Annotated in this window: 9 protein-coding genes; 8 read left to right on the forward strand and 1 reads right to left on the reverse strand. The window is 64.0% G+C overall.

The window, feature by feature from the left end:
• Positions 1 to 709 precede the first annotated feature (709 nt).
• Complete coding sequence (locus D2T30_RS23875) at positions 710 to 940, forward strand: helix-turn-helix transcriptional regulator (RefSeq protein ID WP_241651389.1); 231 nt, start codon at positions 710 to 712, stop codon at positions 938 to 940.
• Positions 941 to 984: 44 nt separating this feature from the next.
• On the opposite strand, the gene D2T30_RS23490 is transcribed toward D2T30_RS23875, so the two are convergent.
• Positions 985 to 1,254, reverse strand: a complete 270-nt coding sequence (locus D2T30_RS23490; RefSeq protein ID WP_206613068.1) for a hypothetical protein — start codon at positions 1,252 to 1,254, stop codon at positions 985 to 987.
• An 80-nt stretch (positions 1,255 to 1,334) separates the two neighbouring features.
• Here D2T30_RS23490 and D2T30_RS22640 point away from each other — a divergent pair, with 80 nt between their 5' ends.
• From D2T30_RS22640 to D2T30_RS22670, 7 genes are all read left to right on the forward strand, one after another.
• On the forward strand, positions 1,335 to 1,550 hold the full coding sequence (locus tag D2T30_RS22640; protein ID WP_128210624.1) for a transcriptional coactivator p15/PC4 family protein: 216 nt from the start codon (positions 1,335 to 1,337) through the stop codon (positions 1,548 to 1,550).
• Positions 1,547 to 1,819 (forward strand): hypothetical protein, encoded by a 273-nt coding sequence (locus D2T30_RS22645; RefSeq protein ID WP_128210625.1) that lies wholly within the window; start codon positions 1,547 to 1,549, stop codon positions 1,817 to 1,819. The genes D2T30_RS22640 and D2T30_RS22645 overlap by 4 nt, the downstream gene beginning before the upstream one ends.
• A 97-nt stretch (positions 1,820 to 1,916) precedes the next feature.
• A complete protein-coding gene (locus D2T30_RS22650; RefSeq protein ID WP_128210626.1) occupies positions 1,917 to 2,807 on the forward strand; it encodes a DUF7146 domain-containing protein in 891 nt (296 codons plus the stop codon).
• Positions 2,804 to 3,643 carry a DUF3987 domain-containing protein gene (locus D2T30_RS22655; protein ID WP_128210627.1) on the forward strand — a complete coding sequence of 280 codons (840 nt, stop codon included), beginning with the start codon at positions 2,804 to 2,806 and terminating at the stop codon, positions 3,641 to 3,643. The genes D2T30_RS22650 and D2T30_RS22655 overlap by 4 nt, the downstream gene beginning before the upstream one ends.
• A 63-nt stretch (positions 3,644 to 3,706) precedes the next feature.
• Entirely contained in the window at positions 3,707 to 4,276 is a 570-nt protein-coding gene (locus tag D2T30_RS22660; protein WP_128210628.1) for a hypothetical protein, read from the forward strand.
• A 68-nt stretch (positions 4,277 to 4,344) separates the two neighbouring features.
• Entirely contained in the window at positions 4,345 to 4,848 is a 504-nt protein-coding gene (locus D2T30_RS23495; protein ID WP_206613069.1) for a helix-turn-helix domain-containing protein, read from the forward strand.
• 99 nt (positions 4,849 to 4,947) lie between these two features.
• Positions 4,948 to 5,322: a hypothetical protein gene (locus tag D2T30_RS22670; protein WP_128187615.1), complete on the forward strand. Its 375-nt coding sequence runs from the start codon at positions 4,948 to 4,950 to the stop codon at positions 5,320 to 5,322.
• Positions 5,323 to 5,760: the final 438 nt, after the last annotated feature.

The following is a 5,760-nucleotide window of genomic DNA, read 5'->3' on the forward strand; positions in this document are numbered from 1 at the left end:
GCAACCGTTCACCTGCTCAGTCATGAACCGCTTCACATCACTCGGCACGCCCGAGACCGTCCGCAGGCGCTGACCATAGCCGGGAAAGAGACAAATCCGACCTCATCCCGAATAGCGCAACAAAGCCCGAAACCACTATAGCTGTTGATGACCTAAAGGCATGGCTTTCATCAAAAGGGCTAGCGCCTAGGTTTTTCTTTCCACAAGGGAGGCCGGAAGGTTTCAGAAACCCCGAGCATCCAAGGTATTCACCAAAGCTCGCCTGCGCTGTCGCTGCATGGGAGGCAGTGAAAAGCGCGAAGCCCAATATGAGCCCCAAAGCCACTGTTGAGGAATGGATTCGGTCGAATGCCGTTCGGTTTAAAATGGTGGGTGCCGATGGCGTCCCCACGTCGAAGGCAATTAAAGAGGTGTATGCGGTGGTCAACTGGGCAACTTCTGGTGGGGCTATGCCAACCTCTATAGGGGTTAAGGACGATGACGCTCAACATGATGAAAATACCGAAAATTTTCAGAAGTCATACAACAGGCCAGACTTGGAAATACCGTGTTGAAAGCCTAAACGGTTCAACCGTCTGCTCGGTTCTACCTAGACCGCTTGCTTTTCGCGCACATCCTGTGGACGAGTTTTCTTAACCTGCATATCTATTCGGCCACGGTATGTGCCGCCACCCTATCAGCCGTAATCACACATGATTGAGGCCGGCCAGTGGCAAACATCGACTATCAATCGCTGCACGCATCGACGGCGGCTGTTGATCCCCTCCTGACCGGGAAAGAGGCCGTGCCGCTTCTCGGCATGAGTTATCCGACCTTTCTCCGCAAAGTGCGCGAGGGCATGATTCCGAAGCCGCTCAAGTTGGGGGCTTTGTCTCGCTGGCCCCAGTCGGAAATCCTCTCCGTTATCGAGAAGGCAAAAGCCGCTCGCACCGCCGCATAATCAAACCGCCACCCTCGGGCAGAAGGGCGGCGGCGATATTGATTTCAGTCGCTGGATACCATTGAAACATAGCGTCCAGCGCCCCGGCCCCCAATCCCATTGAGGCCGAGCATGGCAAATTCTGATCGCTGGTATTCCAGCACGACGCAGGTTTTCTGGACCTGCAAGGCGCTCATCGAGGGCGCACCCTCAGCACCAAGACCGAAATCCGCGAGGTGAACGGTTGGCGGCTTGCTGCCGTCTGCCTCAAGCTGGCGCGGAAATATCACTGGCCGATCCTGACCGAATACCGCGGGCCGGAGAACATTGCCCATTACCGGCTTGCGCCCGGCACTGACATTTCCCGGCTGAAATTCCCGCCGAGCGCGAAGGCGCTTTCGGAAGGCAGTGCGCAATGATGGACCTGGGCACCATCGCCAAGAACAGCCGCGAGGAAATCCGGCTGACCGTCGAAACCTTCAAGGGCATGGAGTTGGTCAATATCCGCGTGTGGTATCAAGACACCGCAGGCGAATACCGTCCGGGCCGCAATGGCATCGCCTTCAAGCTGGAACTCCTGCCCGAGGTGCAGACCGCCTTGAGCAAGGCCCGGAAAGGCGGTGCGGCATGACGGACCCGACCACGCCCGAACTGCTGGCGGCCGCCGCGTCCGTTGCCCTGACTGGTCGCAGTATCATCGAGAGGACCGACCGGACCAGCTTCCGGGATGTGTGCAAGACGCTGGACGCCTTGCATGAACACCTCGCCGTTGCGGGTGGCTCGCTGCTGGTCCTCGCCGATCGGCTGGATTGCAGGGCCGATGTGGCGCTCCTGATTTCCGAGGGGCAGGCTCGCCTTGCGGCCTTCCGGGCCTGCGCCGGGATGGAGGGGCGGGCATGAGCGCAGACGCTTTCCGCATCCTCTATCTTCGCCGCCTTCACGGGCTGACCGAGGCGCAGGCGCAAATCCTCGCCGGTTTGATCTGGGGAGTGATGCCATGACCGAGGCCAGACGCATCACCCATGCCCTGCAAGGGCGCTGGTGCGGCCGTTACGGGCTATGCCGCTGCCCCGCCCATAATGACCATGACCCCAGCCTGACCGTGGCCGACGCGCCGGACGGGCGGTTGCTGCTGCGCTGTCACGCGGGCTGTGACTTCCTGTCCATTCTGGACGCCCTGCGGGGATTGGGCATCGTAGAGGGGCATGGAACCATTCCCCGGACAGATCCGGCCGAGATGGCCCGGCCTGAGGCCGAGGAACGCCGGGAGGCCGAGAAGCGGGCGAAGCAGGCACAACGCTGCTGGGCCGAGGCGCTGCCGATCGGGGGCACCATCGCCGAAACCTACCTGCGCGAGGCGCGGGGCATCACCTGCCCCCTGCCGGACACGCTGCGGTTTCATCCCCAGTGCTGGCACGGCGCGACCGCCCGGCCCCTCCCGGCAATGGTGGCGCTTGTCCAGGGCGTTGCGCATTTCGCGGTGCACCGGACCTTTCTGCAGTTGGACGGCAGCGGCAAGGCCGGCGTGCAGCCCGACAAGATGATGCTGGGGAACGTGACGGGCGGTGCTGTGCGAGTCGCTGACGGGCACGACGCCCTAGCGGTGGCCGAGGGCGTCGAAACGGCCCTGAGCCTGCCCTGCGGCCCGCTGCGCGGCTCCGTCGCCGTCTGGGCTGCGCTGTCTGCGGGCGGGATGAAAGCCCTGCGGCTGCCCAGCCGCCCGGGCACCCTGATTGTCGCGACCGACGGTGACGAACCCGGCCGCGCTTCCGGCGCCGAACTGGCCGCGAAGGCCGGGGCGCTGGGCTGGACCGTCACCATGCTTCCCGCCCCCGAGGGGGCCGATTGGAACGATGTAATCCGAGATCCGAAAGGGGTCCGCGCATGACCGCGCCCATGTCGAATATCAACCCCGCCTTCGCGGCATCCGTGACCCTGAAGGTCCGCAGCCGCTCTTGCGGGAAATTCCTCCGGGTGAAGCTTACCCGGTCGAGGCCTACCGGGGACAATCCGCAGGAACTCGCCCCGGTGCGTCTGCCGCTGTCGCAGGGTGCGCGGGAATTGCTCTGGCGGTTCTATCAGGCAGGCGAGGCGGCGCAGGCCACCGGACGCCAGATGGAGCATGTGCGGTCCTACGGATCCAAAGCCGCGGAACAGGCGGCGCGCATCGCCGGGGTGCAGACCCTCTGGGGAGGCGTCGAGGCGCCCGAGGTCACGCCCGAGGCGATGGGCTGGGACAACGGCACGGTGCGCGGCCTGGGGCATGTGGTGTCGCCCAATGGCGGCGCAGATCCGGCGCGCCTCTCGGCCGCCCGCACCCTCGATCAGCACGGGATCCAGACGACAGCGAGGCAGAAGGTCGGGAACGATACGTTGCGCCGCATGGAGGCCGCAACCGGGGCGGGCCGATCCCGTCTTTCTGCGCAGGATGAACAGTTCACGCAGGCCGCCCTGTGCGCGCTGGGCACGGATGCAAAGCGCGCCACGCCCGAGGTGTTGGAACAGACGCAACGCCGGATTGGCCAGGTATTCGATGACGTGCTGGGGAATGTGAGCATCCGCCCGGATCCCGGCGTTTCGCAGCGGGCGACCGCCGCAATGGATACCTACCGCGAGCTTGCCCCGGCGACCGAGGCCGCGCCGCTTATCACGAATGTCGGTCAGCGTCTCATCGACGCGGCATCATCCGGCCAGAACATCGCGGGGCAGACCGCCCGTGCGTGACGCTCGCAGCTTTCCCGTGCGCTCAAGTCAACCTCGGAAGCGACCCGATCGGCGGCGTCCGAATTGCTTGAGGTGCTGGACGATGCCACCTCGCAGGCCCTGACGGCGTCCGGTCGTTCGGACGATGTGCAGCGGCTCGCCACGGCGCGTCGGCAATACCGGGATTATCTCGCCGTCGAACGGGCGATGGCCGGCGCTGGCGAAGACGCGGCGATGGGTATCATCACACCTACGCGCCTCCGTTCGGCGCTGTCCGGTCAAGGTGCACGCGCTTACACGCAGGGGCGGCGGGGCGATATGGGTGACCTCGCGCGGGCCGGTGCCGCGGTCCTCGGGCGGCCCAGCTCGTCGGGGACCGTCGAGAACGCGGGGACATACCTGCGTGCGGGACTTGGCGTTCTGGGCACCTCTGCTGCGCATGCGCTGGGGGCTGGACCCCTGGCGTCGTCGGCCATGGGGGTGGCTTCCGCCGGTGCGCCGACCGCCATCAATCGGCTGATGACGACCGGTCCCGCGCAAAGCTACCTGTCGAACCAAATGGTTTCCCCCCTCAATGCACTTGCTGGCACCACGCCCGGTCGCATCTCACCCGCCGCTTCTTCTGTGCTGAATGCACTTTTGAGCCAACCCTAGGCCGGGGCATGCGCGGGTGGGTTCGATCAACTCGCCCGCTGGCGCAATAAAATAGGGGAATTTACGGGATGACCGGGGAAGAACTTGCCGAAATCCGCCTGGCTGCGGGTCTGACACAAGCCAACCTCGCCCAGCGCGCAGGAATCGGCCGCCATGCCGTCAGCGATTGGGAGAACAAGCCCCGCGTCGATCGGTATTCATGGGCCGTGCAGCGCATGGGGAAGGTGCTGACCTTGCCTGAGCCGGAACGCAGCCCGCGCCCCTCATGGCAGGAACAGGCAGACGCGCAGGCAGAGGCGGCTTTCATCGCACAGGTGGCACGGATCAAAGCCCGCGCCGAGGCGATTGCCGCAAAGCGCCGGGTGCCGTGCGGCGCCAAGACCCGGAAAGGCACACCCTGCCGCTGCAAGAGCGAACCCGGTAAGCGGCGGTGCAAGTTCCACGGCGGCATGTCCACCGGGGCGCGGACGCCCGAGGGTATTGAGCGGATCCGGGAGGCACAGCGGAAGCGCTGGGCGCGGTGGCGGACGGAGAAGAACAGAACGCAGCCCCCTACAACCCCTTGCATTTGAAGTAGTTCACCTGACGGGATTAACGCCTCCCAAGGGAATCCACCCTCTTTTGTCGTCATGGCGATCTGATTGTTGCCTATGTCGTTTCAGGAGAATCCAATGTTTTACAAAGCCATCTTCATTGCGCTGGCGTCCTCGTGCAGCCTCGCAGGTTGTGCGACGCTCACGAATGATGAGAATGTTCCCGTCGCGCTATCCTTCAGCACGGGTGACTCCGGGGCGTGCGCCCTGAGCAACAAGCGCCAGTCGCAGAAGGTGAGCATCCCGACCGTCGCCCAGGTGCGCCGCTCTGATGACGCTCTGCAATACAACTGCAAGACCGCACACGGCAAAGAGGCCGTCGGCGCCATCCCCAGCACCATGGGCGGCAAGATTGTCGCAAGCGCGGTGTTCCTCGATTTTGGCATTGTCGATTCCATCACCGACAAGCATCGCGAATATCCGGCCAGCTACGTCATTCCGGTTGAGAAGTAAGACCTCTGGGGCGGCCTCGATGGAGGCCACCCGAACCACCCGAGTTGCTTGGTAAATATCAAGTGCCGCCTCGCGGGGTGGGCTGATAGGCGAGCAATCGACATATCAAAGCCCGATGCAGGGCTTTGGCACATGGCCTGAGATTTTCAGGTCATCCCCACCCAGCGCCTGACGGATTCGCCGCACAGTAACGCGCGCGCGGGGGGGTGGGCTGATAGGGCATGCGGCCCTGTGCCCCGGCACTTCCCGAAGATATACGCGCCCGTGCGCTGACTATTACGCCTGCCGGGTTTTCCATAGCCATGACGCCCTGAGAACGGCGGTGCGAAATTGGTCCACGGAAGCGGCGGCCTGATGCTGCTGCGGGCGGCGTAAAAGTCGTCCAGTTTTCCCTTTCTGCGGTAGCAGGGAGGGCGTGGGGATTTACAGCGTGGAGCT

It is taken from the genome of Paenirhodobacter populi (assembly GCF_004022215.1).
Classification (GTDB): Bacteria; Pseudomonadota; Alphaproteobacteria; order Rhodobacterales; family Rhodobacteraceae; genus Rhodobacter; species Rhodobacter populi.